This is a genomic window from Lentzea chajnantorensis (assembly GCF_054300775.1).
Genome location: NZ_JBSDZT010000002.1, coordinates 1,408,761 through 1,435,654, shown reverse-complemented (window position 1 = coordinate 1,435,654; position 26,894 = coordinate 1,408,761). Strand labels below are relative to the sequence as shown.

The following is a 26,894-nucleotide window of genomic DNA, read 5'->3' as shown; positions in this document are numbered from 1 at the left end:
GCTCCGGGAAATCGGCGTTCGGCAGGCACTTCCGCGACGGGGGACGCGCATCGGCGAAGATCCGGCCAGGTCAGTGCCGTAACCTGGTGGTCGTGTCCGCCCCCACCCTCAAGATCGGCCCCTACGCCGTCGACCCGCCCGTTGTGCTCGCGCCGATGGCGGGGATCACCAACGTCGCGTTCCGGCAGCTGTGCCGTCAGTACGGGGCCGGGCTCTACGTCTGCGAGATGATCACGGCGCGTGCGCTGGTCGAGCGGGACCCGATGACCATGCACATGATCACCTTCGACGAGGGGGAGAACCCGCGGTCGATGCAGCTCTACGGCGTCGACCCGAAGAACGTCGGCGAGGCCACGAAGATGATCGTGGACGAGGACCTCGCCGACCACATGGACATGAACTTCGGCTGCCCGGTGCCCAAGGTGACGCGCAAGGGCGGCGGGGCGGCGCTGCCGTACAAGCGGGAGCTGTTCCGGCAGATCGTGCGGGCCGCGGTGCGCAACGCCGGGGACATGCCGGTGACGGTGAAGTTCCGCATCGGCATCGACGAGGACCACCTGACCTACCTCGACGCGGGGCGGATCGCGCAGGACGAGGGTGCGCAGGCCGTGGCGCTGCACGCGCGCACCGCGTCGCAGCGGTACTCGGGCAAGGCGGACTGGAGTGCGATCGCGCGGCTCAAGGAGGCCGTGACGAGCATTCCGGTGCTGGGCAACGGCGACATCTTCAGCGCCCAGGACGCGCTCGACATGGTGGCGCGGACCGGGTGCGACGGCGTGGTCGTCGGGCGCGGGTGCCTCGGGCGGCCGTGGTTGTTCCGCGACCTGCAGGCGGCGTTCCGGGGCGAGGAGGTGCCGCCGGGGCCGTCGCTCGGCGAGGTGGCCGAGGTCCTGCGCACGCACGCGCGGCTGCTGGCGGCGCACGACGGCGAGAACAAGGGGTTGCGCGACCTGCGCAAGCACATGGCCTGGTACTGGCACGGGTTCCCGGTCGGCGGGGACACGCGGCGGGCGTTCGCGATGGTGTCGAGCCTGCAGGAGCTGGACGACCTGATCGGTCAGCTGGACGCGGACGTGCCGTTCCCGGCCAACGCCGAGGGGCCGCGCGGGCGGCAGGGGTCCGCCGCCAAGGTCGTGCTGCCGGAGGGGTGGCTGGACGACCCCGAGGACGCGACCGTTCCCGCCGGTGCGGACGTGATGCACTCCGGTGGCTGAGCGCGCGGCGGTTCTCCTGGTCTCCCTGCTGCTGCTCGCGGGTTGCGGCGGTCCCGTCGCGGGCAAGGCACGGCCGGTGTCGTTGTCCGACGGCGACCGCGCGAAGTTCCGCGAGTACTACGAGCGGGTCAACAAGGCCGGCGACGAGGGTGCCGAGCAGCAGGCCGCGCTGTTCAAGGACACCCAGCACCCGGACTTCAAGCAGAAGACCTGCAACCTGCGGGGCGCCACCCTGAAGGTCGAACCGACCTGGTCGACGCTTCGGATGGACGCCGACTGGGCACCCCCTGGCGAGAAGTCCCACCCACGCGGGGACGTGTACGTCGTCGCCGTGACGGTGACGCTGCGCCAGGAGGACGCGGTCGTCGGCAGCCAAATCGGATCACTGCACGTGGTGCTCCTCGACGACGAGGTCTACGGGTTCGCCCCCTGTCCCGGTGGCTGAGCGGGTTGTTGATCTCCCAAGCTCACTGGATCGGAGCAGGCCCCGGTCAACCGGACGGGGGAAATCCCGCCCCCACCCGTCCTTCTTGCTCAAGCGCCGCCTCTTCGGAGACGACACCTGGCAAGTAAGGAGGTGATCGCGATGACCGCGCTGCGACCCGAAATCGCAGAGACCGAGCCGGCCGACGCCGCTGCCGGGCAGGGGCCCGCACTGGTCGGCCTGCACGAGTCCATCGCGAGGTTGCTCGCCTCCCGCGGTCAGTGGCGCCAGGCCTACCAGCACCTGCGCTCGGCGCTCGACCTCGTCCAGGCCGACCAGGAGGAGGAGCCGCACGTCCCCGAGCAACTGCGCCGCGAGGTCGACCGGCTGCGCCGGGAGCACGCGGAGGCGCGCGAGCAGAGCCTGCGCGACAGCCTCACCGACTCCTACAACCGCCGTTACCTCGACCAGCAGCTGATGGACCTGCTGGCCGAGCACGGCGCGTGCCGGCACGGGCTCGCCATCGCCCTGATCGACCTCGACTGGTTCAAGCAGGTCAACGACACCTTCGGCCACCTGCTCGGCGACCGCGTGCTCCAGCGCGTGGTGGAGCTGCTCCAGCAGGGGTTGCCGGAAGGTGCGTTCTGCGCCCGTTACGGCGGCGAGGAGTTCGTGCTCGTGCTGCCGCGGGTGGACGCCGCCGCGGCCGTCGAGGTGGCCGAGAAGGCCAGAGAACGTGTCGAGCGTCACCCCTGGGACGAGATCGCTCCCGGGCTGCGCGTGACGGTCTCGGCGGGTCTCGCCTACGAACCGCCCGCGGACGAGGCTCCGCAGCGGCCGCCGGTCAGCGCCGAGCAGCAGCTGCTGCGCGCCGACAGCCTCCTGTACTCGGCCAAGCAGTCGGGCCGCAACGCCGTGGCGTACCGTTCGGACGGCCGGGTTCGCCTCGCCGGTGCCGCTTCCGGGCGGCGTGCCGTCGCTGAAACACGTGTTCTCGGTTACTGCTGAGTGACCCAGCTCACCCGTTCAGGGCAAGCGGACTGCGCGTAATCGCGTACAGATCGAACTCGTATCACCCGGAGTGGTCGTCAGAAGACGGCTACATCCGTAGTATCGCGGGCGCAACTGACACGCCCGGTGATGCAACCCTTGTGTCCCGGTCGTCGTCAACTCGTAATAGCGAACCGCTAAAGCGCTTCTGACCCAGAAGGGAGATTGGGTGCCCGACGACCCCCGACGTGGCGGCCCCTCTTCCCGCGGTGATCAGGATCCCCAGCACGACCAGCCGACCGGCCGTAGACGTCGCTCGATGGATGGCTCTGGGGGCCTGAGCGTCTCGGACCTCATCGAGCAGCACAGCAGGACGGACATCCCCCGGCCCGTCCCGCCCGGCTCGCCCGACGCTTCCACTACCGGCAGGCGTGCTCTGCCAGAGAACCCGCCCGCGGCAACCGGCCGCCGCTCGCTGCAGGAGCCGCCCGCCGACCAGCGGCAACCCGCTCCGCCGCAGGGCTTCACCGGTGGCCAGGCACCCGACCAGACCGGTCGGCGGCGCAGGCCCGAACCCGAGCAGAACGGTGCGCCCGCGCGCCCGGCGCCGGGTGACCGCCGTGCCGAGCAGACCGGTGCCCGGCCGCGACCGGACCGGAACCCGCCGCAGGCAGCGCCCCCGGCACCGCCGCAGAGCGGTGTCCGTCCGGGCGAGCAGACCGGAACGCGCCCGCGGCCCGCGCAGACCCCGCCCGCAGGCGAGCAGACGGGAACGCGCCCACGACCTGCGCAGACCCCGCCGCCCACCGGTGAGCAGACCGGAACGCGACCGCGACCTGCGCAAGCCCCGCCACCCGTCGGCGAGCAGACCGGAACGCGCCCACGACCTGCCCAGGCCCCACCGCCCACCGGTGAGCAGACCGGAACGCGACCGCGGCCCGCGCAGACCCCGCCGCCCGTCGGCGAGCAGACCGGGATGCGACCGCGGCCGGACGCGAACGGCGCCCCGCGGCGACCGGCTCCCGGCGTGCGGCCGGGCGAGGCGAGCGGTGCGGTGCGCCGTCCCGTTCCGCCGGCCGACGCACCGGGCGTGCGTCCCGGTGACGTGAGCGGACCGGTCCGGCGACCGGAGCCCCCGGCAGACCCGAACGGCGTTCCGCGCGGACCCCGGCCCGGCGAGGCGACCGGTGCGCAGCGGCGCCCGGACCCCGCGGCCCGGCCCGGTGACGTGACCGGTGCGCCGCGCCGCCAGGACGGCCCCCCCAGCGGCACGATGCGGCGTCCCGTTCCGGGTGCTCCCGCGGACGCCGAGGGCGTGCAGCGCCGGCTCGACGGCCCCGGTGGTCCCGGTGGTGCGCCCCGGCGGCTCGCTCCCGGCGACGCGCCGTCGTCGAACGGCATCCCGCGTCCGCCCGCACCGGACGGCCGCAGGCCCGCTCCCGGTGAGGCGCCCGACGGTGGACCGCGCAGGCACGACGTGCCCTCGTCCACCGGCATCCCGCGGCCACCGGTTCCCGGTGAGGCGCTCCGGCACGACGTGCCCTCCTCCAACGGCATCCCGCGCCCGCCCGCTCCCGAGGGCGGCCCGCGCAGGCACCCCGGCGACGCGCCGTCGTCGAACGGCATCCGGCGCCCCGACCCGAACGCGGTGCCCCCGGCACCGGAGGGTGCGCCGCGCAGGCTGCTCCCCGGCGAGGCGCCCTCGGCGAACCGGATCCCGCGTCCGCCCGTTCCGGGTGAGCGGCCCGCGACCGGGGACGTGACCGGCCGGCACCCGATGCCGACGCGTGCGGAGTCCAGCGCGCCGCGGCCCGCTCCCGGCGGTGTCTCCGACCGGCTCGGTGGCGGCGACGTCGCCGACCGGCCCGCCGGTGCCCCCGAGGACGACGCGACGCAGGACAAGGGCCCCGAGGCCACCCAGATCGCCCCGGCGGGTGTGGCCAAGGTGGAACGGCGCGAGGACATCGACCCGATGAGCCTGACCACCGAGATGGAGGCCATCGGCGAGGAGGTCAAGAAGCGCCGCGAGGTGGACCACACGCTCGCGCGGTTCTCGGCCGTCCACGACGAACTGCTCGAACAGGAGCGCCAGCGCAAGGAACGCCGCGCGAAGCTCATGCCGTGGCTCAACGACGGTGACGGCGAGGACGAGGAGGCGACCCAGTTCGCCGACCCCGTCGTCGTCGGCGCGGAGGACGACCAGAAGGCCGGTCCGGCCGGACGGACGCCGCAGCAGCGCAAGCTGATGCGCACGGCGAAGGTCGGTGCTATCGCTGCGGCGGCCGTGGTGTTCGCGTCCACCGGCATCGGCTGGGGCGCGATGCAGTGGGCCGACTCGCAGTTCAGGGACATCGACGCGCTCGGCGGCAACTCGCAGGCCGTGCAGCAGGCCGAGAAGCAGCTCGGTGACGAGAACTTCCTGCTGGTCGGCTCGGACACCAGGGCGGGCGCGAAGGCGGGCGACAACGTCGGCACGACGGCGACCGAGAAGGGCGCCCGGTCCGACGTGATCATGCTGGCGCACATCCCGGCCGACCGGAAGCGGATGGTCGTGGTGTCGTTGCCGCGGGACGTGCGCGTCGACCGGCCGGACTGCCGCAGCTGGAACTCGGACAACGGCGAGTACGGCGACGCGCTGGCACCGGCCAAGGACGTCATGGCGAACAGCGTCTACGCCGAGGGCGGACCGCAGTGCGTCGCCAACATGATGACGCAGCTGACCGGTCTCAAGATCAACCACTTCGTCAGCATCGACTTCAACGGCTTCCGCGAGATGGCCACGGCCGTCGGCGGCGTCGAGATCTGCACGTCCAAGCCGATCAAGGACAACGAGATCGGCGTCGTGATCGACAAGCCGGGCAAGCACGTCCTCAAGGGCGACCAGGCGCTGCAGTACGTGCGCGCCCGCTACGTCCAGGGTGACGACGCCTCGGACTTCGCGCGCATCACGCGGCAGCAGCAGTTCATGTCCTCGATGCTGCGCACGGCCCTGTCGAGCGAGGTGCTGCTGAACCCCAGCAGGCTCAACGACTTCATCAAGGCCTTCACGAGGTCGACGGTCGGCGACAACATCGGTGTCGCGCAGCTGCTGGAGCTCGGGCAGTCGTTGCAGGGCCTGGAAGCCGGCCGGGTGTCGTTCGTGACGATGCCGCACTGGACCGACGACAACAAGCTCATCAACATCCCGGACGACAACATCGAGCGGCTGGACAAGGACGGCGTCAAGAGGCTCTTCCAGTCGATCATCGACGGAACGCCGCTGCCGCTGGAGAAGCCGGCCGAGCAGAAGCCGGGTGAGCAGAGCTCCGCGCCCAAGCAGGGCACGGTGATCGACCCGAAGAGCGTCCTCATCCAGGTGCTCAACGGCGACCCGGACAACGACGGTGTTGCCGGCCGCACCGCGGACGCGTTGCAGGGCGTCGGTTTCCAGGTGTCCTTCAAGGGCGACGCGACGGAGCGGGCCGCGAAGACGACCATCCGCTACGCCAGGGGTTTCGAGGACAAGGCGGCGACGCTGCGGGCCGCGGTGCCCAAGGCGGAGCTGGTGGAGGCCCCGGAGATGGGTGGCGCGGTGATGCTCGTCCTCGGTTCCGACTTCGACGACAAGGTGGTCGACCCGAAGACGGGCGGGAACGCCCCCGCGCAGAACCAGAACCAGAGCGCGGGCAACCAGGGTGATCTGTCCATTGTGAACGCGGGCCAGGACCCCTGCGCGAAGTGATTCGCCTGGGGTTCACCCGCGGTTCACTCGGGCATGTCGCTGCCGCGATGGTCGCACCGTAGGCTGAGCCCCATGCGCGAGGCCTACACCGACCAGCTAGAACAGCTCGCCGAACGACTGGCCGACATGACCGGCATGGTCGCTGAGGCGATGGAGAACGCGACCGCTGCCCTGCTGCAGGCCGACCTCGGTCTGGCGGAGCAGGTCATCAGCGGTGACCAGGAGGTCGACGACGTCCGCGCCAGCATCGAGGAGCAGTCCTACGCGCTGCTCGCGTTGCAGGCCCCCGTCGCGACCGACCTGCGCACCGTGCTCGCGGTGATCCACGCGGCCGAGAGCGTCGAGCGGATGGGCGACCTGGCGCTGCACGTGGCGAAGGCCGCGCGCCGCCGCCACCCCGCGTCCGCGATCCCCGAGGACGTCCAGCCGTACTTCACCGAGATGGGCCGGATCGCGGTCAAGCTCGCGACGGAGGCCGCCCTCGTCATCCGCGAGCGGGACGTCGCCCGCGCCCGTTCCCTCGAAGAGGAGGACGACGCGATGGACGACATCCACCGCCACCTCTTCTCGGTGATCATGGACAAGGAGTGGCAGCACGGTGTCGCGGCCGCCGTGGACGTGACCCTGCTGGGCCGCTTCTACGAGCGCTACGGCGACCACGCCGTGTCGGTCGCCAAGCGCACCGTCTTCGTCGTCACCGGCCGGATGCCCGGCTACGGTGGCGACGACGACCTCTAGAAAACTTCAGGTACGGCTACCCGCGCAGCTGCCCGTCGCGCTCAGCCTCGAGCTCCGGATCGGCGTAGGCCTCGGAGAACTCGGCGAGCACGGTGGGCAGTTCCGCGTCCCAGGCGGCGCGCGCCTCCTCGCGCGGCAGATCGCGCGCGTCCGCGGTGAAGTACGCCCACGCCCGCACGACGTCCGGCAGCAGTGCCAGGTCCTCGTCCGAGACGTGCAGCCGGGCCGCCACGGCCAGGATCAGCACACCGGTCAGCGACGCGGGCCCGTACGCCACGGGGTCGCGGTCCTGGTCGGTGGCCTCCCCGGCGAGCACGCGCGCGAGCGCCCTCGCCAGCTCCGCGTCCGGCAGCGCGGTGGCGTGCTCGGACGCCAGGAACGCCTCGACCACCTCGTCGGTCCGGTCGGGCCGCTCGGGGATCTCGTAGTCGTCGGGGACCAGCGCCCGCACCCGTGCCTCGGCCAGCGCCATGAGCTGGATCGGGTGCCGCGCCTCCTCGTCGTCGTCGAGCAGACCGGCCTCGGCCTCCTCGTCGGGTTCCTCGTTCCAGAACAGCTCGATGTCGGGCCACACCCGGCTGAACGCCTCCTCGGCGCTCATCGGCGTGATCCGGTCGCGGAACGCACCCGGCGCGGAGGAGATCATGTCCTCCAGCAACGCGGTGGTGCCCTCGTCCGGGGTCGCGAACAGCTCGATCGCGGTGGCGCCCAGCACCGGCTGCCGCATGAAGAGCACGGTCTCCACGGCACCCGCGCGTTCCTGGGTGACCGCGACGACCTCGACGTCACCGAGCAGGTTCGTGACGAGGAACGCCTCGCGGAACTCCAGCGCCGCACCGGCGACGAACCACGACGGTTCGGCAACGCCCTGCGCGGCAAGGGTTTCCGCCGCCTCGACGGCCGCTTCGCCGGACGACACACCGGACAGCGCGCGCAACGCGGTCAGCGCGGCCTCACCACCGGCCCGCAGCACCCCCGCGACCAGCTTCCCGTGCTCGGACTCGAACGCCTCGGCCGGCTCCGGGAACCGCCAGGACCCCAGCCAGAGCGACGCCACGACCTCGCTCGCCCAGGCGTCCGCGAGCAACCAGGACTCGGAACGCAGCACGGCCGCCGACTCGAGCAGCGCCCCGTACGGGGACTGCTGCTCCGGCCGGCGGCCGGGTGCCTTGCCTTGCTTCTTCTTGCGGGACTTGCTCTGCGGGCTCACGCCCGGCAATTTAGCCGAACCGGCCGGAGATGTAGTCCTCGGTCGCCTTCTGGCCGGGGTTGGAGAAGATCTTCTCCGTGTCGTCGACCTCGATGAGCTGACCGGGCTGGCCCACACCGAGCAGGTTGAAGAACGCGGTCTGGTCCGACACGCGCGCCGCCTGCTGCATGTTGTGGGTCACGATGACGATCGTGTACTCCTTCTTCAGCTCCGTGATCAGGTCCTCGATCGCCAGCGTGGAGATCGGGTCCAGGGCCGAGCAGGGCTCGTCCATCAGCAGCAGGTCCGGCTGCACCGCGATGGCACGCGCGATGCAGAGGCGCTGCTGCTGACCACCGGAGAGGCCGCCGCCGGGGCGGTCGAGGCGGTCCTTGACCTCGTTCCAGAGGTTGGCGCCGCGCAGCGAGCGCTCCGCCACCTCGTCGAGCTGCTTCTTGTTCTTCACGCCCGCGAGCCGCAGACCGGCCACCACGTTGTCCTTGATGGACATCGTGGGGAACGGGTTGGGCCGCTGGAACACCATGCCGATGGTGCGGCGCACCTCGACCGGGTCCACAGTGGACGCGTAGATGTCCTCGCCGTCGAGCAGCACCTTGCCCTCGACGCGCGCGCCGGGCGCGACCTCGTGCATGCGGTTCAGCGACCGCAGCACCGTGGACTTGCCGCAACCGGAGGGACCGATGAACGCGGTCACGTTGCGCGGCGGCACCGCGAGCGAGACGTTCTCGACGGCGTGGAACTTGCCGTAGAAGAGGTTCAGGTCCTTGATGTCGAGTCGCTTGGCCATGTCCGCCCGCTCACTTCGTCTTCGGCGCCAGCGCCCGCGAGATCACGGTCGCCAGGAGGTTGAACAGGGTGATGAGGACGACGAGCGTGATCGCCGCGCCCCAGATGCGCTCGAATCCCGCCTGCGTCGGGTTGTTGCGCTCGTTCACCATCATCAACGGCAGCGAGGCCATGGGGCCGTCGAACAGGTTGTAGTTGATGAACGGCGCGTACGCCGCGAGCACCAGCACCGGTGCCGTCTCGCCCATGACGCGGGCGAGGGCCAGCATGATGCCGGTCAGGATGCCGGAGAGCGCCGTCGGGATGACGATCTTGACGATCGTCTTCCACTTCGGGATGCCGAGCGCGTAGGAGGCCTCGCGCAGCTCGTCCGGGACGATCTTGAGCATCTCCTCGGTCGTGCGCACGATGACCGGCACCATCAGCAGCACCAGTGCGAGCGACACGGCGAGCGCGCTGCGGCCGAGGCCGAAGTACGTGATCCAGACCGTGTAGACGAACAGCGCGGCGACGATCGACGGGACACCGGTGAGGATGTCGACCATGAACGTCGTGGCCTTGGCCAGCCTCGAACGGCCGCCGTACTCGACGAGGTAGATCGCGACCATGATGCCGATCGGCACCGAGATCACGGCGCAGATCAGGCCCTGGACCAGGGTGCCGTAGATCGCGTGGTACGCGCCGCCGCCCTGCTGGCGGGCCAGCAGGCCGGACATCGACTTCTGCCACCAGTCACCGTCGAGGATGACCGGGAAGCCGCGCTGGACGACGGTGTAGAGCACCCACACCAGCGGGATGATCGCGACCGCGAACGCGCCCCACACGAGCGTGGTGGCGAGGCCGTTCTTGAGCCGGCGGGAGACGCTGACCGACTGGAACGTCGGCGGCGTCGCGAGCCGCGTGGGGTCGGCGAGGTTGGTGCTCACTCGTACTCCTTGTGGCCGGCGACGATCGAGCGCGCGATGGCGTTGACGACGAAGGTCAGCACGAACAGCACCAGACCGGCGGCGATGTAGGCGCCTGCCGAGCGCGGGTCGTTGAACTCGGGCGCGGCCAGCGCGATCTTCGAGGCGAAGGTCGAGCCGCCGTCGAACAGCGACCAGCCGAACGGCTGGGTGGCCGTGCTCAGGATGATCGCGACGGCGATCGTCTCGCCCAGCGCGCGGCCGAGGCCGAGCATGGAGGCGCTGACGTAACCGGCCTTGCCGAACGGCAGCACCGTCGTGCGCACGACCTCCCACTTGGTCGCACCGAGGGCGATGGCGCCCTCGACGTGCATGGTGGGCGTGCGTTCGAAGACCTCGCGGGTGACGGCCGTGATGATCGGCAGGATCATCACCGCGACGACGATGCCCGCCGTGAAGATGGTGCCGCCGAGCTGGACGTTCACGTTGCCCTTGGCGAACAGCGGGATCCAGCCGAGGTTGGAGATCAGCCACTCGGAGAACGGGAAGAGCACCGGGCCGAGCACGAACAGGCCCCAGAGGCCGAACACGATCGAGGGGACCGCGGCGAGCAGGTCCACGACGTAGGCGAACGGCCGGGCGAGGTTGCGCGGCGCGTACTGGGTGAGGAACAGCGCGATGCCCAGCGCGATCGGCATGGCGATCAGCAGGGCCAGCACCGCCACCACGACCGTGACGAGCGTGAGGTCCAGGATGCCGAACCGCAGGTTGGACGGGTCGGTGGTGTTCCACTCGCGACTGGTCAGGAAGTTGACGTTGTCCAGCCCGAGCGACGGGATGGCCTGCAAGATCAGGAACAGGCCGATCGCGCCGATGAGGACGACGATGAAGACACCAGACCCCGTCGCCAGGCCGCGGAAGATGCGGTCACCGGGCCGAACGTGCGGTGCCTTAGGGGTTTCTGGAGCTTCCGGTGTCGGGGGAATCGGAGCCTCCGAGGCGTGGGGAGCAGCCGCAACGCCCCGCTCCGCACCGGCGGCACCGGTGCGGGCGGGGCGCTTGGCCACGACGGGATCGTTCATCGCGTCAGCGTTGGTCGAAGTCTCGCATCAACCTCAGGCGATCGCCTTCACGGCGGTCAGCAGCTTGTCCTGGAACGCCTTGGGCAGCGGCACGTAGCCGGCGTCGGCGAGCTGCTGCTGGCCCGTGGTCGCGGCGACCGTGAGGAACGCCTTGACTGCCTTCGCGGTGTCGGCGTCGTAGCCCTTCGAGCAGACGATCTCGTAGGTCGCGAGCAGCAGCGGGTACGCGCCGGCGGCCTTGGAGCCGTAGATCGAGTCGAGGTCGAGGACGAGGTTGTTGCCCTCGCCCTTGACCTTCGCGCCGTCGATGGCCTTGCCGGCCGACTCGGCGGTCAGCTCGACCGCACCGGCACCGGAGTCGATCTTGGCGATCGAGAGCTTGTTGTCCTGCGCGAACGACCACTCGACGTAGGTGATCGCACCGTCGATGGAGCCGACGGCCTGCGCGACACCGGCGGACTTCTCCTTGCCCTCGCCGACACCGCCCTTGAACTGCTTGCCGTCACCCTTGGTCCAGCCACCGGCGACCTTCAGGTACTTCTGGAAGTTGTCAGTCGTGCCCGACTCGTCCGAGCGGTAGATGACCGCGATGTCCTTGTCCGGCAGGTTCGCGGAGCCGTTCAGCGCCTTGATGGCCGGGTCGTTCCACTTCTTGACCGCGCCGGAGAAGATCGCGGCGGTGGTCTTGGCGTCCAGCACCAGGCTGTCCACGCCGGACACCTTGTAGCCGACCGCGACCGGGCCGAACACCAGCGGGAGGTTCCACGCCGGGTTGCTCTGGCAGCGCTTGGCGGCCGCCTCGGTCTCGGCGCCCTCCTTCAGCGCGGAGTCGGAGCCGCCGAAGTCGACCTGGCCCGCGTTGAAGTTCTTGACGCCGGCACCGGAGCCGGACGGGTTGTAGGCGAGGTCGGTGCCGGGGCAAGCCGCCTGGTACGCCTGCACGAACGCGTCGACGGCGTTCTTCTGGGCGGAAGAGCCCTCGGCGTTCAGCTTGGTCTTGCCGCCACACTCGACACCGGAGGCGGCGGGCGTGTTCGTGCTGCCACCCGCGCCCGTGTTGTTGTCGGAACCACACGCACCGAGCAGAAGCGCGCTGGCCGCGACGAGGCCGAGCACGGCGCCGTGCCGCTGGATCTTCACCTTGGTCCTCCACCTTGCGGAAGCTTTAGCGGTTTCGCGACGGACGTCGCCGCTCGCTTCGGAAGGTAGGTAGCCAGAGTGGACAGACCACCTAGACCGGGTGAACGGGAGGTGAACACCGAACGGGAAGTGACGGGTCACACGGCCGAAAGAGTGACTGCGTGACCAGCGCGTATGCGTTTTGTGACGGTACGTTGACTACCGCGCGTACTGGACGTCTGCATCCCACAGGGTGAAGCCGAGCTTGGTGTAGACCCGCACCGCCGCGGTGTTGTCCGACTCCACGTAGAGCATGACCTCCTGGACCCGCTGGTCGCGCAGGTGCCGCAGGCCCGCGAGGGTCAGCGCCTTGCCCAGACCGCCGCCCTGCCGGTCGGGGTCGACGCCGACGACGTAGACCTCGCCGAGCTCGGGGGTGTGCACCTTCGTCCAGTGGAAGCCGACGAGCCGGTCCTCCGCGTCGAACGCCAGCAGGAACCCGGCCGGGTCGAACCACGGCTCCTGCTCCTTCGCGCGGACGTCCTCGATGGACATCGCACCCTGCTCGGGGTGCCAGTCGAACGCGCGGTGGTTCACGTAGACGACCGCGGCCTCGTCCTTGCCGGGCACGAACGCCCGGATGACCACGCCCTCGGGGAGCCGGGGCTCCGGCAGGTCGTCCTGCACCCGCAGGCGCATCCGCAGCAGCTCGCGGACCTTGTCGAAACCGAGCTTCCCCGCGAGGCGGTCCGCGTCGGGGTGGCCGCCGTGGGCCCAGATCCGCAGGTTCCGCGCGGGCAGCTCGGACACCAGCTCTGCGCCGACGCCGCGGTGGCGGTGCTCGGGGTGCACGGCGAGCTCGGCGACCTGGTGGCCGCCGGAGTCGCCCAGCAGGTCGAGGTGCGCGTAGCCGGCGAGCCGGTCGTCGACGCGGGCGAGCAGGTGCCTGCTGCCCGTGGCGCCCGGCCGCATCCGCAGCCTGACCGCCTCGCCCACCGGGGCGACGCCGTCGGTCGCCTCCGCGGCGGTCAGCAGCTGCGCGACCTCCGCAGCCTGGTCGGTCGTCAGCTCGTCGAACCAGCTCAGTTGCGCCACACCGGCGAACCTACCGCGCGATCAACTCGTCATCCAGGACTCGGACGGAGTCGGCGATCTCCACATCGGACGCGCGGCGCGACGAGCCGGGGCGCGGCGGCCGGACGAACTTGTAGCCGACGTTGCGCACGGTGCCGATCAGCGCCTCGTGCTCGGGGCCGAGCTTGGCGCGCAGGCGCCGCACGTGGACGTCGACCGTGCGGGTGCCGCCGAAGAAGTCGTAGCCCCAGACCTCCTGCAGCAGCTGCGCGCGGGTGAACACCCGGCCCGCGTGCTGCGCGAGGTACTTGAGCAGCTCGAACTCCTTGTAGGTGAGGTCGAGCGGGCGGCCCTTGAGCCGCGCGGTGTAGGTGGCCTCGTCGATCACCAGGTCGCCGAGCTGCAACGCGCCGTCGCCACCGGGCTGGGTGGTGCCGCGGCGCGAGCGCACCAGGCGCAGGCGGGCGTCGACCTCGGCGGGGCCGGAGGTCGGGAGCAGGATCTCGTCGACCGACCAGTCGGAGTTGACCGCGACCAGCCCGCCCTCGGTGACCACGGCCACGACCGGGACGTCCACGCCGGACGAGTCGAGCAGGCGGCACAGCGACCGCGCTCCGACCAGGTCGGTGCGGGCGTCGACCAGCACGATGTCGTGCGGGCCCGCCTCCAGCAGCGCGGAGACCTCAGGACGCAGCGGGCGGACCGCGTGCGGGAGCAGCGCCAGAGCCGGGAGCACCGCCTCCGGGTCGGGGTCTGTCGTCAGCAGAAGCACGTCGATGCTCATCGCGGCGCCCTCCAAGTCGGCCGTGGTCGGTCACCACGACCAGACCAGCGGCGTACGGTGACCGGGCCCCGTTGCCTGCGGATGACGGAGACAATACCGGTGCACCCCGAGAAAGTCCCAGGTCAAGAAGCCGTGCTCACAGTTGTTTCCACAAGCGTCACGCCTGTTACATCCATGTCACACGACGGCGTGCGCTTGCACGGCGTCCACCACAAGGGTGAAGGCCCCCTCGCTTTCGTTGTGGCACACGGGTTCACGAACAACGTGACCAAGCCCTACGTGGCACGGGTGCTCGCCCGGTTCGCCCGGCACGGGGGTGTCGTGGCGTTCGACTTCCGGGGTCACGGCAAGTCCGGCGGGCGCTGCACGGTCGGTGCCGACGAGGTCCACGACGTGGAGGCGGCCGTCCGGACGGCACGTGAACTGGGTTACACCCGCGTTGCGACGGTCGGGTTCTCGATGGGCGCGTCGATCGTCGTGCGGCACGCGGCGCTGGGGGAGGCGAAGCTGGACGCCGTGGTCGCGGTGAGCGGGCCCGCGCGGTGGTGGTCGCGGGAGACCGCGCCGATGCGGCGGGTCCACTGGCTGCTGGAACAGCCGCACGGCAAGCTCGCCGCCCGTGCGATGGGGGTTCGGCTCGGTGACCCGTGGGTACAGGTGCCCGAGAGTCCGCTGGAGGTGGTCTCGCGGATCGCACCGACCCCGCTTTTGCTCGTGCACGGTGAGCTGGACCACTATTTCGGACCGGAGCACGCCAAGTCGCTGCACCGCGCGTCCTCCGGACATGCGCGGCTGTGGCTGGAACCGGGCATGCGGCACGCGGAATCGGCGACGACTCCTGACCTGGTAGACCGGATGGCGGCCTGGACCGCCGGCAACGTCGAGGACGAGGGATGACTGCAGGGCACTCTGGACAGACGCGCAAGGTGAAGCGGAAGTCGCGGCGCGGCAAGTTCCTCGTGATCGCGGTGCTCGTGCTCGGTGTGCTGCTGGTGGCCGCCGACTTCGCACTGGCCGCGGCGGCCGAGTACCAGATCGCGCAGCGGATGCGGGAGAAGCTGCAGCTCAAGGAGGACCCGTCGGTCCGGATCAGCGGCTTCCCGTTCGTGCTGCAGGCGATCCGCGGTGACTACCAGCGCGTGGAGATCGACGCCTACGGCGTGCCGATCAAGGACGAGCAGAAGGACATCGAGCTGCGCGACCTCGACGTCGAGGCCGACCTGCTGCACACCCGCGTCGAGCTGGGCGACCTGCTGGCGGGCAACGTCTCCAAGGCCACGATCGACCAGGTCGACGGCAAGGTGCGGATCAAGGCGCTCGACCTGAACCGGCTCGCGAACCAGGTCACGCCGTTCGACAAGCTGTCGATCGAGCCGGACAACCGGGTGACCACCACGACTCCGACGCCCGCGGCACCGGAGACGCCCAAGCAGAAGACGACCGCCGCGATCAAGCTGTCCGGCCAGACGAACCTCGCCGGCAAGACCATCACGGTCGCCGCGTACGGCCAGATCGCGCTCGTCGACGGCGCCATCCAGATCACCGTCGACGACATCGAGCTGGAGGACGCGTCGCTCAAGCAGCTCGTCCCGCAGCTGCGCAACGCACTCGCGATCAAGATCGACCCCGGCGCGCTGCCGTTCGGTGCGAAGCCCACCGCCGTCGAGGTGGAGAACGGCGCGTTCACCCTGAGCGGCATCGTCACGGACGTACCCTTGGCCGGGCGATGACCGGGGTGTGGGCGCTGCTGGGCGCGCTGGCGGTGGCCAGTGCGATCGGCGTGCTGCTCAAGGTCCGCGAGGGCCGCATCAAGGAGCCGGCGCGGGCCGTCGACCTGCCGGAGCCCGTGCGCGCGCTGCTCGCTCCGGGCGTGACACTGGTCCAGCTCTCCACCACGTTCTGCGCACCGTGCCGGCACGCCAAGGTGATCTTGCGCGACCTCGCCGACCGCACCGACGGCCTCACGCACGCCGAGCTGGACGTGACGAACCTGCCGGACGTGGCCGCGCGGCTCGGCGTGATGCGCACGCCCACGACGCTGGCGCTGACCGCCGACGGGACCGAGGTGCTGCGGGTCGGCGGGGTGCCGAAACGGGACACGTTGCTGGCCGCGTTGCGCCCACATCTGGGCGCGCAATCGGCCTAGTCCGGTTGAGTGAACCTGCGTTGTTCCACCTGATGGACATATCTCCCGGACCGAGGGATCGGGTACTACCCTCGCTGGCATGACCATGCTGCTCACGAAGCGACGCGCGGTTGATCTGTGCCGCGTGCGCAGCAGCCTGTGTCGCACGACGAGCTGACTGGGCCGCTTGACGCCCACCAGCCACCTCTGACGGACTGAATCACCCCTCGTCCGAATGTCCGGAGGTCGTCGTGCCCCAAGATGCCCCTGTAGACCCGCGCGGACCGCGCTTCTCCGCCTGGATGACCACCGTAGTCCTCGCGATCGTGCTGCTCACCGGCTGGTGGCGCCTGTTAGCCGCCCAGACCGTGCTCTTCGCGATGTGCGCGTTCATCTCGCTGAAGCTCAACCCGTGGGGCCACGTCTACCGGTACGCCGTCCAGCCGCGCATCACCCCGACCACCGAACGCGAGGAAGCGGCCCCGCTGCGCTTCGCCCAGGGCGTCGGTTTCGTGTTCGCGCTGCTCGGCACCGTCGGTTACGCAGCGGGCTACCCCACGTTCGGCACCGTCGCCACCGGCCTCGCCCTGGTCGCCGCGTTCCTCAACGCCGCCTTCGGCCTGTGCCTCGGGTGCGAGATGTACCTGCTGCTGCGCCGGTACGCACCCGCCCTTGCCCGTCCCCAATGAACAAGCACTGAACCTTAAATGGGAGCAACTTCGATGAGCCGTGAGAACGTGCTGGTCTCGGCAGCCTGGTCCGAGGAGAACCTCCAGACGCCCGGCGTCGTCTTCGCGGAGGTCGACGAGGACACCACCGCGTACGAGGGCGGCCACATCCCCGGCGCCGTCAAGATCGACTGGAAGAACGACCTCCAGGACCCGGTGCGCCGCGACTTCGTCGACCGCGAGGGCTTCGAGAAGCTGCTGTCCGCCAAGGGCATCTCCAACGACGACACCGTCGTCCTCTACGGCGGCAACAACAACTGGTTCGCCGCCTACGCGTACTGGTACTTCAAGCTCTACGGCCACAACGACGTGAAGCTCCTCGACGGTGGCCGCAAGAAGTGGGAGCTCGACGGCCGTCCGCTGGACAAGGAGGAGGTCGTCCGCGAGGCCACCTCCTACTCCGCCCAGGAGCAGGACCTCTCGATCCGCGCGTTCCGCGACGAGGTCGTCGAGGCCATCGGCAACAAGAACCTCGTGGACGTCCGTTCCCCCGACGAGTTCTCCGGCAAGCTCCTCGCCCCGGCCCACCTCCCCCAGGAGCAGGCCCAGCGCGGCGGCCACATCCCCTCGGCCGTGAACGTGCCGTGGAGCAAGGCCGCCAACGAGGACGGCACCTTCAAGTCCGACGAGGAGCTGCGCGCCCTCTACGAGGAGGCCGGCTTCGACGGCTCGCGCAAGACCATCGCGTACTGCCGCATCGGCGAGCGCTCCTCGCACACCTGGTTCGCCCTGCGCGAGCTGCTCGGCCACGAAGACGTCAAGAACTACGACGGTTCTTGGACGGAGTACGGCTCGCTCATCGGCGTGCCGATCGAGCTCGGTTCCGGCAAGGAGGCCTGATCACCATGAGCGACTCGTGCGGCGCGCCCGTCCAGGGCGGCGCGATCGACGTCTCGTCCTCGGAGACCGTCCTGCAGGGCAAGGTCGTGGCCGACGGCACCCCCGTCGGCGGCGCCTTCGTCCGCCTGCTGGACTCGACCGGCGAGTTCACCGCCGAGGTCGTCTCCTCCCCGGAGGGCGACTTCCGGTTCTTCGCGGCGCCGGGCAGCTGGACCGTCCGCGCCCTGCACCGCACCGGCAACGGGCAGGCCGACGTGGCGGCCTCGGGTCCCGGCGTGCACTCGCTGGAGATCGCGGTCGCCTGACGCTTCGAGCAGGAGGGCCCCGGCAGTCACGCCACTGCCGGGGCCCTTCGCCGTCCAGGCCTGCCGCGACAGCCGCGGCTCACGCGGGGCGTGAGCCGTGTCGTCCACCACCACAATCCTGCACGTCAGCCGCCCCGGGATATCCTTTCCCGGTGGAACACATCTTCACCGGACTCCTGGTGCTCGTGACCATCGCGGTCGTCTGGTTCTCGGCCTACGTCGTGTACCGGCTCTACTCCGACCAGCGATGACCAGCGGCGACGAGGCCATCCGCCTGGCCGAGCAGCGCGCGGAGGCGACGCGTGCCCGCAACCTGCCGCAGTTCACCGACATGCCCATCCCGGGCGACACGGCGAACCTGCGGGAGGGCGCGAACCTGAACGACGCCCTGCTCGCGGTGCTGCCGCTGGTGGGTGTGTGGCGGGGTGAGGGCGAGGTCGTCTACCCGACGATCGACGGCCCGTTCCGCTTCGGCCAGCAGATCACGTTCGCCCACGACGGCCGGCCGTTCCTCGTCTACGAGGCGCGGTCGTGGCTGCTCAACGAGGCAGGCGAGGTCATCAGGCCGGCGGCGCGGGAGAGCGGGTTCTGGCGCCCGCAGCCGGACGACACCATCGAGGTGCTGCTCACGCACAACACGGGCATCATCGAGATGTACTACGGCAAGCCGATCAAGCAGACGGCCTGGGAGTTCCAGACCGACGCGCTGATCCGCACCGCCACCGCCAAGGACGTCACCGCGGCCCAGCGGCTCTACGGCATCGTCAACGGCGACCTCGCCTACGTCGAGGAGCGCGCCATGATGGGGCAGCCGATGCAGGCGCACGCGTCGGCGCAGCTCCAGCGCATCGTCGGCTGAGCGACACGCTGAAGCCGGGGTCGTGGGATTGTTCAACAATCCCACGATTCCCCGTAGCATGGGTCCATGCTGCTGCGGCGCTGCGGTACTGACGCACTCCTGGTCGAGGTCGACTCGCTGACCGAGGTCGCGGCCGTCCGCGCGGCCCTGCACGGGCTGCCCGGGGTCGAGGAGCTCGTCCCGGCCGCCAGGACGGTGCTCGTCAAGGGTGCGCTGCCGCGGGTCAGGGAAGTGCTCGCGAACGTCGACCTGACCAAGGCGCCCGCCACCGAGTCCCGCCAGGTCACCATCCCCGTCACCTACGACGGGCCGGACCTCGACCTCGTCGCCGAGACCGCCGGCATCGGCACCGCCGAGGTCGTCGAGCTGCACACCGCCGCCACCTACGAGGTCGCGTTCTGCGGCTTCGCTCCCGGCTTCGGCTACCTGACCGGGTTGCCGGAGGTGCTCCGGCAACCCCGGCTCGACTCGCCGCGCACGAAGGTCCCGGCCGGGTCGGTCGGCATCGCCGGCGAGTTCACCGCCGCCTACCCGCGTGCGACCCCCGGCGGCTGGCGCCTGATCGGCCGCACCCGGATCACGCTGTTCGACCCCGGGGCCGAGACACCGGCCCTGCTCGCGCCCGGCGACGAGGTCAGGTTCGTGGTCGCATGAGCCGCCGCGTCACGATCGTCCGCACCGGCCCGCAGGCGCTCGTCCAGGACCTCGGCCGCCCCGGCAACGCCCACCTCGGCGTGCCGCCGTCCGGTGCCGTCGACCCGCACTCGCTGCGGCTCGCCAACCGGCTGGTCGGCAACGACGAGACCGCCGCCGGCCTCGAACTGCTGCTCGGCGGCCTCCACCTCGAAGCGCACTCCTCCTGCACGGTCGCGATCACCGGGCCCGCGGTCGAGGTCCGCGTCGACGGCCGGCTCGCCGACTCGCACCAGCCGGTGCACCTGCCGGCGAACGCGACCCTCGTCATCGGCACCCCGCAGACCGGCCTGCGCACCTACCTCGCCGTCTCGGGCGGCATCGACGCGCGCGCGGAGCTGGGCAGCCGGTCGACCGACCTGCTCTCCGGAATCGGTCCAGAACCCTTGCGGGACAACGACGTCCTGGAGCTCGGCGCCCCGAACCCGGCGACCGGCGCAGACGTCGTGCCGCCGTTCCACGCACCGCAGACCATCACCGTTCCCGTCCTGCTCGGCCCGCGCGACGACTGGTTCGAGGACGCGGAAACCCAGCTGCGCCGGGGTTCCTGGACCGTCAGCGACCGCGGCAACCGGGTCGGCGTGCGACTGCGGGGCACCGTTCTGAATCGTCGTGACGGCGAGATACCCAGCGAGGGCATGATCACCGGCGCGGTCCAGGTGCCGCCGGACGGGCAGCCCGTGGTCTTCCTCAACGACCACCCGACGACCGGCGGCTACCCCGTCATCGGTGTCGTCGACAGCGCTCACCTGCGGTTTCTCGGCCAGGCCAGGCCCGGCACGACGGTGAGGTTCCTGCCGCGGAACTGAGGACCACGGCGTTGACGGAAGTGGTCCAGACCAAATACGGTATCCACCAGGCCGCCGCGGAACCTTCACCAAACTGGAGTTCCGCATGCGCCGATTCCCTGCCCTCCTAGCGATTCTGGTCGCGGTAACAGCCCTGGCGGTCCCTGCACACGCCGCCACGGGCATCACCGCGACCTTCACCCGCACCGGCACGAGCGCCAAGCTCGTGGTCGCCAACGCGTCCACGGCCGCGCTCAACGGCTGGTCGGTCAAGTTCGACCTGCCCACCGGTGTCACGGTGAGCGGCGTCCAGAACGCCACCACCACCCAGAACGGCACGCGGGTGACGCTCACCCCGGCGTTCTACCTCGCCAACCTCCCCGCGGGGCGCACCACCGAGCCCTACAGCCCGACGTTCACGCTGAGCGCCGCGGCCGACCCGACCGCCTGCACGATCAACGGCATGGCGTGCGACGGCAGCGGTGACCCCGCACCGGCGCCCACCGGGCTCACCGCCGAGTACTCGGTGGCCGGTGGCACGGCGAAGTTCGTCGTGCGCAACCACACCACCGCCGCGGTGAGCGACTGGTCGATCTCCCTCACGCTGCCCAACGGCGTGACGGCAGGCAACGGCCAGAACGGCACCGTCAGCCAGAACGGCAACCAGGTCACCATCACCCCGTTGCACTACAACAAGACCGTGGCCGCGGGTGGCAGCACCGAGCCGTACAGCCCGACGTTCGCCATCAGCTCCAACGTCGACCCGGTGACGTGCCGGATCAACAACGCGAACTGCGACGGCAGCGCGGACACCCCGCCGAGCACCCCGACGGGCCTCACCTCGCCGACGAAGACCACGCGCACGGTGACGTTGCAGTGGACCGCGTCGAACCCCGGCTCCCTGCCCATCGCCGGGTACGACGTCTACAACGGCAGCACGCTCGCCGGCAGCTCCACCACGACGTCCACGATCATCACCGGCCTGAACCCGAACACGGCGTACTCGTTCACCGTGCGCGCCAAGGACACCAAGGGCACGCAGAGCGCTCCGAGCACGGCCGTGGCGGTCACCACCAACAACCCCGCCGACGACACGACCCCGCCGACCGCGCCGGGCGCCCTGCGCGCCACGGCGAAGGACGCGGGCAGCGTCACGCTGGCGTGGACCGCGTCCACCGACAACCGCGGCGTCGCGAACTACGACGTCTACGTCGGCTCGACCGTGAAGCAGACGGTCTCCGGCACCACCGCGGTCGTCAGTGGCCTTGCGCCGTCCACGGACTACACGTTCACCGTGCGCGCACGGGACATCTACGACAACGTGTCCGCCGCGAGCAACGCGGTGAACGAACGCACCAGTGACATCGTCGGCGGCCACGCCCGTGTCGGGTACTTCGTGCAGTGGGGCATCTACGGACGCCAGTACTTCGTGAAGGACATGGACGCCGCGAAGCTGACGCACGTCAACTACGCGTTCGGCAACATCGACCCGGTCAACCTGACGTGCCTGCACGGTGTCACGAAGGGCACCAGCCCGAACCCGCAGGACCCGAACCAGGGTGACGGCGCCGGTGACGCGGAAGCCGACTACAGCAGGCCGTTCGCGGCGGCCCAGTCCGTCGACGGTGTGGCGGACAGCGGCTGGGAACCGTTGCGCGGCAACTACAACCAGCTCAAGAAGCTCAAGGCGAAGCACCCGGACCTGAAGGTGCTGATCTCGCTCGGCGGCTGGACGTACTCCAAGTACTTCTCGGACGTCGCGGCCACCGACGCGGCGCGCAAGAAGTTCGTGTCGTCGTGCATCGACGTCTACCTCAAGGGCAACCTGCCGGTCTACAACGGCGCGGGCGGTCCCGGCACGGCGGCGGGCATCTTCGACGGCTTCGACCTCGACTGGGAGTGGCCGGGCGCGGAGGGCCACGCGGGCAACCACTTCGGCCCGCAGGACAAGGTCAACAACACCCTGCTGATCGAGGAGTTCCGCCGGCAGATCGACGCCTACGGCGCCACGACCGGCAAGCGCTACCAGCTTACCGCGTTCACGCCGGCCGACCCGGCCAAGATCGAGGCGGGCTGGGAGCTCGGGCGGGTCGCGCAGTCGATGGACATCTTCAACGTCCAGGGCTACGACTTCCACGGCTCCGGCAGCGACAACTCGTGGGAGCCCAACCGGACCGGTCACCAGGGCAACCTGTACCCGGACCCGGACGACCCGTACCCGACGAAGTTCAGCGTGGAGAGCACGGTGCAGGCCTACCTCGACGCGGGGGTGCCGCCGCGCAAGATCACGCTCGGGCTCGCGTTCTACGGCCGCGGCTGGCAGAACGTGGTCAACGGCGGCAAGAACGGCGAGTGGCAGCAGGCGGGCGGCGCGGCACCGGGCCAGTTCCCGGAGGAGTCCGGCACGCGCGGGTACGCCAACCTCGTCGCGTCGGTGCCGAACTGCACCGTCTTCCACGACGAGGTGGCGGTGGCGACGTCCTGCTACACCGGCAACCAGTGGTGGACCTTCGACGACGTGTGGTCGATCCAGAAGAAGACCGCGTGGCTCAAGTCGAAGAACCTGCTGGGCGCGATGTTCTGGGAGATGTCCGGTGACCGCGGCCCGTTGCTGGCCGCGGTCGACGCCGGGCTGAGGTAGCTCAGTACTCCGACTCGTACAGGCCCTGCAGCTCGGTGAGCAGGGCCGACGAGTCGGGCAGCTGCTTGCCGTCCAGCGTGGTCACCCGCGTGATCTTGCGGACGCTGGACGCGAGGAACACGCCCTCGGCGTCGTAGAGCTCGCCGGTCTGGACCGGCTCCACGAGCACGGTCCAGCCGGCGCGCTCGGCGGCGCGGAACAACGCGTACTGCGTGGTGCCGGGCAGGATGCCGAGCTCGGACGGCGGCGTGACCAGCGTCTTGCCGCGCACCAGGACCACGGTGGAGGTGGGGCCCTCCAGCACGGAACCGCCGGAGGTCGTGAAGATGACCTCGGCGGCGCCGCGGCGCTCGGCCTCGCGGACAGCGGCCATGTTGATCGCGTACGACAGCGACTTGGCGCCCAGCAGCAACCACGGCGCGCGGTCGGCGAGGTCCGCCTCGATGCCGCGGTCCAGCGTCACCGCGGACAGGCCCTCGGCGCGCTGCTTGAGCACCTTCGCGCCGATCTCCATGCCCAGCGCGAACCCGGTGCCGGTACCGTCGCCGCCCTCGACACCGCGGGTGTAGACGAGCTTGAGCGCGAACTCGCCGCCACCGGTCCAGTTGGCGATGACGAGCTCGACCGCGCGCTCGAACTCCGGCCGCGGCGGGACCGGCATGTCGAGCATGGCCGCCGACCGCTCCAGGCGGTCCAAGTGCGGCGACAGCTCACGGGGCTTGCCGTCGACGACGAGGATGGTTTCGAAGACGCCGTCGCCGCGCATCAGACCGAGGTCGTCGACACGGATCTGCGGGGCGTCGGGGTCGGCAAGGGTTCCGTCGAGCAGTGCCAGCACGCGCATGGCGTGAGCCTACTAACATCAGGGCTGTGGAGACCGCAAGAGGCCTGCGCAAAACGCTGCACGACCGCGGCATGCGGATGACACCGCAGCGCCAGCTCGTGCTGGACGCCGTCAGGGTCCTGGGCCACGCGACCCCGGAGCAGATCTGCCAGCGCGTCCAGGAGACGGCGCCGACGGTCAACATCACGACGATCTACCGCACGCTCGACCTGCTCGACCGGCTCGGGCTGGTGCGGCACACGCACCTCGGGCACGGCGCGCCGAGCTACTCCGTCGACGAGCACCAGCACGTGCACCTGGTCTGCCACTCCTGCGGCCGGGTCGACGAGATCCCGTGTGAGCTGCTCGACCCGCTGGTCGGAACATTGCGGGAGCGCGACGGGTTCGAACTTGATGCAAGCCACCTCGCGCTGTCCGGCACGTGCCGCGACTGCCTGAAGCAGGAGCAGGAGACCGAGTGAGCCTCCCAGGAGCCGTTCCTCCGCCCGACGAGTCGACCGACGCCGGCGTCGCCTGGCACTACGGCGACCCGTTCGCGGAACAACGCTCGGCCGCGCGCTCGGTCGTCGTCGTGGACCGCTCGCACCGCGGGATCATCGCCGTGCCCGGCGAGGACCGGCTCACCTGGCTGCACCAGCTCACCAGCCAGCACTTCGAGCAGCTCGGCGAGAACGCCGGCACCGAGGCGCTGATCCTCGACGCGCAGGGCCGGCTGGAGCACCACATGGTCGTCGCGAACGTCGGCGGCACCGTGTTCCTGGACGTGGAGAAGGTCGACGACCTGCTCGCGTACCTGAAGAAGATGGTCTTCTGGTCGAAGGTCGAGCCACGTGACGCCACGGCCGAGCTCGCGCTGCTGACGGTCATCGGCCCGGACGCGGCCGCGCTGCTGGAGAAGCTCGGCGTGCCGGTGCCCGCGGACGTCGCCGCGCTGGGCGACGGCTTCGTGCGGCGGACGTCGTGGCCGGGCAAGGGCGCGTTCGACCTGCTGGTGCCGCGCGCCGAGCTGGCCGCGTGGTGGCAGCGGATCACCGGCGCGGGCGCCCGCCCGGCCGGCAGCTTCGCCTTCGAGGCGCTGCGGGTCGAGTCGCTGCGGCCCCGGCTGGGCGTCGACACCGACGAGCGCACGATCCCGCACGAGGTGAACCTGGTCGAGCCGGCGGTCCACCTGAGCAAGGGCTGCTACCGCGGCCAGGAGACGGTCGCGAAGGTCCACAACGTGGGACGGCCGCCCCGCCGCATGCTCCTACTCCACCTGGATGGTTCTGCCGACGGCCAGCCGGAGACCGGTGACCCGGTCCTCCTGGACGGCCGCGTGGTGGGCCGGGTGGGCAGCGTCGCGCAGCACCACGAGCTGGGACCGATCGCGTTGGCGCTGGTCAAGCGGTCCGTACCGGTCGAGTCCGAGCTGGTCGCCGGTGACGGGGAGCGCCAGGCGGCCGCCCGCATCGACCCCGACTCGGTGCCGCCGGACACGCCCGGTTTGGGCAGGGAAGCTGTTCGCAACTTGAGGGGCTGAGCCCCTACAGTCGCGCCTATGTCCCTGGGCACGCTCATCACTGTCGCTCCCACCGGAGCGGAGCACGCGAAGACCGACGTCCCCCAGCTCCCGGTGACCCTGGAGGAGCTGGTCTCGACGGCGCGGAGCTGCGAGCAGGTCGGCGCGGCGATGATCCACGTCCACGTCCGCGGTGCGGACGCGAAGCCGTCGCTCGACCTCGGGCTGCTGAAGGCCACCGTCGCCGCGTTGCGCGAGCAGACGAACCTCGTGGTCCAGCTGTCCACCGGCGGGTCGGTGCACGACCCGGAGGAGCACCGGCTGCGCGTGCTGGAGGCGATGCCGGACTCGGCGTCCTGCACGATGGGGACCGTCAACTTCGGCGACGACGTGTTCCTGAACCGCTGGGAGTTCGTCGTCGCGCTGCACAAGGGCATGCAGGAACGCGGCATCGTGCCCGAGTACGAGATCTTCGACATCGGCCAGCTGGCGTCGTTGAAGCGGCTGCTCGACCAGCACGGCCTGCCCGCGGGCGGGCACGTGCACGTCGACCTCGTCATGGGCGTGCCCGGCGGCATGCCCGGTGACGCGCAGACGCTGGTCGCCGCGGTGAACGCCCTGCCGGACGGGGCGACGTTCTCCGCCACCGGGATCGGCCGGACCACTCTTCCCGTGATGTTCACCGCATTGGGCGCGGATGGGCACCTCCGCGTGGGTATGGAAGACACGACCAGCTACTCGCGAGGCGTGCCGGTGCGGGACAACGCACAGCTCGTCGCCCGTGCGGCGGGTCTCGCGAAGATCGCGCAGCGGCCGCCGCTGTCGCCCGACGAGGCGCGCAAGGTGCTGGGCGTGCAGATTTGAGACAAGTTCGGTGCAAGGGATCTGTTGGCGGCTGAGGAGGATCTACCGCAGGATGGACACGTGATCGAGGTGCGTCCTGGCGGGCGCCGCCGAATCGACCGGGTGCTCGCTCCCGACTACACGGAGGGCGTCGAGCAACGCCCGCTCGTCGAGGTGCGCGAACTCCGCGACGAAGCAGCGCAGGAGGAAACCGACCTGTCCTACCTGCGGCGGCTGCTGCACGCGCGGATCGACATCGTGCGTGCCGAACAGCAGCGCCGCAGCTCCGGCGGCTCGGCGGTGGTCGACCAACTGGCCACGATCCTCTCCACGAACGCCGTCGGGCCGGCGACCGGCCTCGGCCGGTACCAGACCCATGAGCCCTCACGTGCTGATGCGCATCAACGGCACGTGGAAGCGCTGATTTCCGATGTCGACCTCTCCGACGTGAGCAAGCTGTCCGACGACCGCCTCGGTGAGGTGTTGGAGACGTTCATCTCCGAAGAGGCCTCGGTGTCGGTGCGGCGGCGCGAGGTGCAGGTGGTCGTGGACCGGCTCAACGCCGAGATCGCGTCCCGCTACCAGCGCGGGAGCGCGTCCGTGGACGAGCTGCTGGCCGCGGAGCGCGGTCACCACCGGCGGAAGAGCTGACTCCCAGCATCTGGGAGAGTCGTTCCACTTTC

28 protein-coding genes are annotated in these 26,894 nt (G+C 70.5%); 20 read left to right on the top strand and 8 right to left on the bottom strand.

Features of this window, described 5'->3' with window-relative positions; genetic code table 11:
* Positions 1-86 precede the first annotated feature (86 nt).
* From dusB to phoU, 5 genes are all read left to right on the top strand, one after another.
* Positions 87-1,214 carry a tRNA dihydrouridine synthase DusB gene (dusB, locus tag ACVDFE_RS07715; RefSeq protein ID WP_360396799.1) on the top strand — a complete coding sequence of 376 codons (1,128 nt, stop codon included), beginning with the start codon at positions 87-89 and terminating at the stop codon, positions 1,212-1,214.
* A complete protein-coding gene (locus ACVDFE_RS07710) occupies positions 1,207-1,659 on the top strand; it encodes a hypothetical protein (RefSeq protein ID WP_360396797.1) in 453 nt (150 codons plus the stop codon). The genes dusB and ACVDFE_RS07710 overlap by 8 nt, the downstream gene beginning before the upstream one ends.
* Before the next feature lie 141 nt (positions 1,660-1,800).
* Positions 1,801-2,646, top strand: coding sequence for a GGDEF domain-containing protein (locus ACVDFE_RS07705; protein ID WP_458430028.1), 846 nt, complete (start codon positions 1,801-1,803; stop codon positions 2,644-2,646).
* 301 nt (positions 2,647-2,947) lie between these two features.
* On the top strand, positions 2,948-6,349 hold the full coding sequence (locus ACVDFE_RS07700; protein ID WP_458430027.1) for an LCP family glycopolymer transferase: 3,402 nt from the start codon (positions 2,948-2,950) through the stop codon (positions 6,347-6,349).
* Between the two features lie 72 nt (positions 6,350-6,421).
* On the top strand, positions 6,422-7,087 hold the full coding sequence (gene phoU, locus ACVDFE_RS07695) for a phosphate signaling complex protein PhoU (protein WP_360396791.1): 666 nt from the start codon (positions 6,422-6,424) through the stop codon (positions 7,085-7,087).
* Positions 7,088-7,103: 16 nt separating this feature from the next.
* Here phoU and ACVDFE_RS07690 read toward each other — a convergent pair whose 3' ends face one another.
* The 7 genes from ACVDFE_RS07690 to ACVDFE_RS07660 form a co-directional block, all read right to left on the bottom strand.
* Positions 7,104-8,297 carry a hypothetical protein gene (locus ACVDFE_RS07690; protein WP_360396789.1) on the bottom strand — a complete coding sequence of 398 codons (1,194 nt, stop codon included), beginning with the start codon at positions 8,295-8,297 and terminating at the stop codon, positions 7,104-7,106.
* 10 nt (positions 8,298-8,307) lie between these two features.
* On the bottom strand, positions 8,308-9,084 hold the full coding sequence (pstB, locus tag ACVDFE_RS07685; protein WP_360396787.1) for a phosphate ABC transporter ATP-binding protein PstB: 777 nt from the start codon (positions 9,082-9,084) through the stop codon (positions 8,308-8,310).
* Positions 9,085-9,094: 10 nt separating this feature from the next.
* Positions 9,095-10,009, bottom strand: coding sequence for a phosphate ABC transporter permease PstA (pstA, locus tag ACVDFE_RS07680; RefSeq protein WP_360396785.1), 915 nt, complete (start codon positions 10,007-10,009; stop codon positions 9,095-9,097).
* Positions 10,006-11,070, bottom strand: coding sequence for a phosphate ABC transporter permease subunit PstC (gene pstC / locus ACVDFE_RS07675; RefSeq protein WP_458430026.1), 1,065 nt, complete (start codon positions 11,068-11,070; stop codon positions 10,006-10,008). The genes pstA and pstC overlap by 4 nt, the downstream gene beginning before the upstream one ends.
* A 33-nt stretch (positions 11,071-11,103) precedes the next feature.
* Positions 11,104-12,210, bottom strand: coding sequence for a phosphate ABC transporter substrate-binding protein PstS (gene pstS, locus ACVDFE_RS07670; protein ID WP_360396781.1), 1,107 nt, complete (start codon positions 12,208-12,210; stop codon positions 11,104-11,106).
* A 198-nt stretch (positions 12,211-12,408) separates the two neighbouring features.
* Positions 12,409-13,284 (bottom strand): mycothiol synthase, encoded by an 876-nt coding sequence (gene mshD / locus ACVDFE_RS07665; protein WP_458430025.1) that lies wholly within the window; start codon positions 13,282-13,284, stop codon positions 12,409-12,411.
* A 10-nt stretch (positions 13,285-13,294) separates the two neighbouring features.
* Positions 13,295-14,047, bottom strand: coding sequence for a response regulator transcription factor (locus ACVDFE_RS07660; RefSeq protein ID WP_360396779.1), 753 nt, complete (start codon positions 14,045-14,047; stop codon positions 13,295-13,297).
* Positions 14,048-14,287: 240 nt separating this feature from the next.
* Between ACVDFE_RS07660 and ACVDFE_RS07655 the strand changes: the two genes are divergently transcribed.
* The 11 genes from ACVDFE_RS07655 (at position 14,288) to ACVDFE_RS07605 (ending at position 23,026) form a co-directional block, all read left to right on the top strand.
* Positions 14,288-14,944, top strand: coding sequence for an alpha/beta hydrolase family protein (locus ACVDFE_RS07655; RefSeq protein ID WP_458430024.1), 657 nt, complete (start codon positions 14,288-14,290; stop codon positions 14,942-14,944).
* Positions 14,941-15,777, top strand: coding sequence for an LmeA family phospholipid-binding protein (locus ACVDFE_RS07650; protein WP_458430023.1), 837 nt, complete (start codon positions 14,941-14,943; stop codon positions 15,775-15,777). The genes ACVDFE_RS07655 and ACVDFE_RS07650 overlap by 4 nt, the downstream gene beginning before the upstream one ends.
* Positions 15,774-16,193 (top strand): thioredoxin family protein, encoded by a 420-nt coding sequence (locus ACVDFE_RS07645; RefSeq protein WP_360396773.1) that lies wholly within the window; start codon positions 15,774-15,776, stop codon positions 16,191-16,193. The genes ACVDFE_RS07650 and ACVDFE_RS07645 overlap by 4 nt, the downstream gene beginning before the upstream one ends.
* Before the next feature lie 79 nt (positions 16,194-16,272).
* A complete protein-coding gene (locus ACVDFE_RS07640; RefSeq protein WP_352235731.1) occupies positions 16,273-16,350 on the top strand; it encodes a putative leader peptide in 78 nt (25 codons plus the stop codon).
* 73 nt (positions 16,351-16,423) lie between these two features.
* Positions 16,424-16,861 carry a DUF4395 domain-containing protein gene (locus ACVDFE_RS07635; RefSeq protein WP_360396771.1) on the top strand — a complete coding sequence of 146 codons (438 nt, stop codon included), beginning with the start codon at positions 16,424-16,426 and terminating at the stop codon, positions 16,859-16,861.
* A 33-nt stretch (positions 16,862-16,894) separates the two neighbouring features.
* The gene (locus ACVDFE_RS07630; RefSeq protein WP_360396769.1) at positions 16,895-17,740 is read left to right on the top strand and encodes a sulfurtransferase; all 846 of its coding nucleotides are present in this window, start codon (positions 16,895-16,897) and stop codon (positions 17,738-17,740) included.
* A gap of 5 nt (positions 17,741-17,745) precedes the next feature.
* The gene (locus ACVDFE_RS07625; RefSeq protein ID WP_360396767.1) at positions 17,746-18,045 is read left to right on the top strand and encodes a DUF1416 domain-containing protein; all 300 of its coding nucleotides are present in this window, start codon (positions 17,746-17,748) and stop codon (positions 18,043-18,045) included.
* Between the two features lie 247 nt (positions 18,046-18,292).
* Positions 18,293-18,904, top strand: coding sequence for a heme-binding beta-barrel domain-containing protein (locus tag ACVDFE_RS07620; RefSeq protein ID WP_360396765.1), 612 nt, complete (start codon positions 18,293-18,295; stop codon positions 18,902-18,904).
* A gap of 66 nt (positions 18,905-18,970) precedes the next feature.
* The gene (gene pxpB, locus ACVDFE_RS07615; RefSeq protein ID WP_458430021.1) at positions 18,971-19,558 is read left to right on the top strand and encodes a 5-oxoprolinase subunit PxpB; all 588 of its coding nucleotides are present in this window, start codon (positions 18,971-18,973) and stop codon (positions 19,556-19,558) included.
* Entirely contained in the window at positions 19,555-20,406 is an 852-nt protein-coding gene (locus ACVDFE_RS07610; protein ID WP_458430020.1) for a 5-oxoprolinase subunit C family protein, read from the top strand. Before pxpB ends, ACVDFE_RS07610 begins: the two co-directional genes overlap by 4 nt.
* 85 nt (positions 20,407-20,491) lie before the next feature.
* Positions 20,492-23,026, top strand: a complete 2,535-nt coding sequence (locus ACVDFE_RS07605; protein WP_458430019.1) for a glycosyl hydrolase family 18 protein — start codon at positions 20,492-20,494, stop codon at positions 23,024-23,026.
* Between the two features lies 1 nt (position 23,027).
* On the opposite strand, the gene ACVDFE_RS07600 is transcribed toward ACVDFE_RS07605, so the two are convergent.
* Positions 23,028-23,870, bottom strand: coding sequence for an aminodeoxychorismate lyase (locus ACVDFE_RS07600; protein ID WP_458430018.1), 843 nt, complete (start codon positions 23,868-23,870; stop codon positions 23,028-23,030).
* 71 nt (positions 23,871-23,941) lie between these two features.
* On the opposite strand from ACVDFE_RS07600, the gene ACVDFE_RS07595 reads away from it, so the two are divergent.
* Genes ACVDFE_RS07595 through ACVDFE_RS07580 form a run of 4 tightly spaced genes read left to right on the top strand, consistent with a single transcriptional unit; the run spans position 23,942 to position 26,862 of the window.
* The gene (locus ACVDFE_RS07595; protein ID WP_458434293.1) at positions 23,942-24,331 is read left to right on the top strand and encodes a Fur family transcriptional regulator; all 390 of its coding nucleotides are present in this window, start codon (positions 23,942-23,944) and stop codon (positions 24,329-24,331) included.
* Positions 24,328-25,389 carry a CAF17-like 4Fe-4S cluster assembly/insertion protein YgfZ gene (gene ygfZ, locus ACVDFE_RS07590; RefSeq protein ID WP_458430017.1) on the top strand — a complete coding sequence of 354 codons (1,062 nt, stop codon included), beginning with the start codon at positions 24,328-24,330 and terminating at the stop codon, positions 25,387-25,389. Before ACVDFE_RS07595 ends, ygfZ begins: the two co-directional genes overlap by 4 nt.
* Positions 25,390-25,407: 18 nt before the next feature.
* On the top strand, positions 25,408-26,232 hold the full coding sequence (locus ACVDFE_RS07585) for a 3-keto-5-aminohexanoate cleavage protein (protein ID WP_458430016.1): 825 nt from the start codon (positions 25,408-25,410) through the stop codon (positions 26,230-26,232).
* Positions 26,233-26,292: 60 nt separating this feature from the next.
* A complete protein-coding gene (locus ACVDFE_RS07580) occupies positions 26,293-26,862 on the top strand; it encodes an RsiG family protein (protein ID WP_360396750.1) in 570 nt (189 codons plus the stop codon).
* Positions 26,863-26,894: the final 32 nt, after the last annotated feature.

Bases quoted from the DNA above. Each gene is read 5' to 3' on its own strand.
- ACVDFE_RS07705 (WP_458430028.1), top strand. From the start codon at position 1,801: ATGACCGCGCTGCGACCCGAAATCGCAGAGACCGAGCCGGCCGACGCC.
- ACVDFE_RS07700 (WP_458430027.1), top strand. From the start codon at position 2,948: ATGGATGGCTCTGGGGGCCTGAGCGTCTCGGACCTCATCGAGCAGCAC.
- phoU (WP_360396791.1), top strand. From the start codon at position 6,422: ATGCGCGAGGCCTACACCGACCAGCTAGAACAGCTCGCCGAACGACTG.
- pstB (WP_360396787.1), bottom strand. From the start codon at position 9,084: ATGGCCAAGCGACTCGACATCAAGGACCTGAACCTCTTCTACGGCAAG.
- pstC (WP_458430026.1), bottom strand. From the start codon at position 11,070: ATGAACGATCCCGTCGTGGCCAAGCGCCCCGCCCGCACCGGTGCCGCC.
- ACVDFE_RS07660 (WP_360396779.1), bottom strand. From the start codon at position 14,047: ATGAGCATCGACGTGCTTCTGCTGACGACAGACCCCGACCCGGAGGCG.
- ACVDFE_RS07650 (WP_458430023.1), top strand. From the start codon at position 14,941: ATGACTGCAGGGCACTCTGGACAGACGCGCAAGGTGAAGCGGAAGTCG.
- ACVDFE_RS07645 (WP_360396773.1), top strand. From the start codon at position 15,774: ATGACCGGGGTGTGGGCGCTGCTGGGCGCGCTGGCGGTGGCCAGTGCG.
- ACVDFE_RS07640 (WP_352235731.1), top strand. From the start codon at position 16,273: ATGACCATGCTGCTCACGAAGCGACGCGCGGTTGATCTGTGCCGCGTG.
- ACVDFE_RS07630 (WP_360396769.1), top strand. From the start codon at position 16,895: ATGAGCCGTGAGAACGTGCTGGTCTCGGCAGCCTGGTCCGAGGAGAAC.
- ACVDFE_RS07625 (WP_360396767.1), top strand. From the start codon at position 17,746: ATGAGCGACTCGTGCGGCGCGCCCGTCCAGGGCGGCGCGATCGACGTC.
- ACVDFE_RS07620 (WP_360396765.1), top strand. From the start codon at position 18,293: ATGACCAGCGGCGACGAGGCCATCCGCCTGGCCGAGCAGCGCGCGGAG.
- pxpB (WP_458430021.1), top strand. From the start codon at position 18,971: ATGCTGCTGCGGCGCTGCGGTACTGACGCACTCCTGGTCGAGGTCGAC.
- ACVDFE_RS07610 (WP_458430020.1), top strand. From the start codon at position 19,555: ATGAGCCGCCGCGTCACGATCGTCCGCACCGGCCCGCAGGCGCTCGTC.
- ACVDFE_RS07605 (WP_458430019.1), top strand. From the start codon at position 20,492: ATGCGCCGATTCCCTGCCCTCCTAGCGATTCTGGTCGCGGTAACAGCC.
- ACVDFE_RS07600 (WP_458430018.1), bottom strand. From the start codon at position 23,870: ATGCGCGTGCTGGCACTGCTCGACGGAACCCTTGCCGACCCCGACGCC.
- ACVDFE_RS07595 (WP_458434293.1), top strand. From the start codon at position 23,942: ATGCGGATGACACCGCAGCGCCAGCTCGTGCTGGACGCCGTCAGGGTC.
- ACVDFE_RS07585 (WP_458430016.1), top strand. From the start codon at position 25,408: ATGTCCCTGGGCACGCTCATCACTGTCGCTCCCACCGGAGCGGAGCAC.